Genomic DNA, 1,324 nt, shown 5'->3' with positions numbered 1-1,324 from the left:
CTGTCTAGTCCTGAAATAGGTTTACACCTGTTCAGGTAGGCCGACAGGCCTCAAAACGCCTGATGCACCGCATCGGGCGTTTTGTTTTTCAGGGCCATATGAGGCCTTTCTGTGTTGTAGATTTGCACTGCTTCGGCAACCATCTGCCTAGCTTGTTCCAGATCTTCAGGACTACTCAACAGCAGCTCCGCCTTGAGGATTCCGTTGATTCGTTCAGCCAGCGCGTTCTGGTAGCAGTCATACCCATCAGTCATGGAGCACTGAACGCCGTAGCGCTGGTGCAGTGACTGGTATAGCGCCGAGCAATATTGGATGCCTCGATCCGAATGGTGGACTAATGGTTGGCGACGATCTCGCTTTCGTAGTGCCTGCTTGAATGCTTGCGCCACGGACTCGGCATGCAGGCTTTCATGGACATGGTGGCCAACAATTTTCCTGGAGTACGCATCCGTTACTAAGCTCAGGTACAGCGGGCCGTTACGTGCGGGCAGGTAAGTAATGTCGGCAACCCAGACGTGCTCCGGTCTTGTCGGAACGACTTGGCTTGGGCCGGGCTTGAGTAAGTTGGGATGGCGGTAGAAGCGATGAAAGCTCTGTGTTGTCTTGTGATAGGCCCGCTTAGGCAGCACTAGCAAACGGCGCTCTCCCAAGACCTGGAACAGCCTATCTCGACCGACCTGAAATCGTTTGTCAGCTTGGCAACGCAGCAGATAGTGCAGCTTGCGGGTGCCCAGACGAGGCTGGCGCATCCGGACTTGCTGAACAAACTCAACCACCTGATCTGCCTGGCGTTCTCTGCCGTCAGCAGCTCGGTTGCGTTTGTAGTAAGCCTGTCGACTGATACCTAGAAACTGACAAGCCCTGGCAACGCTCAGTCCTGCGACTTGACCTTGCGAGAGGACTTGCCGGATCGCTTTTTTACGACCGAGACACCATAGTCATTTTTCAGAACATCAACGACCGTTTCAAAAAACTGGGCCTTCTGGCTCATCAGCTCAAGCTGCTGCTCAAGCTCTTTGATCCGCTGCTCTGGAGTAAGCGTTTTGGGGTCAGACATCGCGCAGCTCCTCTCGGCCCGAATCGACGCCCCTTGGCTCCAATCCTGCCGACCATGCTTACGCAACCATACCAGAACTGTAGTTTTTCCTTGGATGCCGTACCGCTCCCGAGCCTGGGTGCAGGTCAGTTCACCTTTTTCGACCTGATCAACGACCGCCAATTTAAAAGACAGTGAATAATCACGCTGTGTGCGCTTTACACCTTGCTCCATCTGACTCTCCGGAAATTCGGGATGGGAGGTGTAAACCTTATTCAGGACGGGACA

The 1,324-nt window shown here is 54.0% G+C and carries 1 protein-coding gene; it reads right to left on the bottom strand.

The features are described 5' to 3' along the window. Window positions 1-50: 50 nt before the first annotated feature. Window positions 51-1,270, bottom strand: a protein-coding gene (locus AC25M7_RS25420) for an IS3 family transposase (RefSeq protein WP_486971629.1) whose coding sequence is annotated in 2 segments (ribosomal slippage) — window positions 51-922 and window positions 922-1,270 — 1,221 coding nt in all. Because the reading frame shifts where the segments join, the coding sequence is not laid out codon by codon here. Between the last annotated feature and the right edge of the window lie 54 nt (window positions 1,271-1,324).

The organism is Pseudomonas sp. P106(2024) (genome assembly GCF_057480815.1).
Note: the sequence above shows the minus strand (reverse complement) of the source record. Positions and strands in the feature narration are given on the sequence as shown.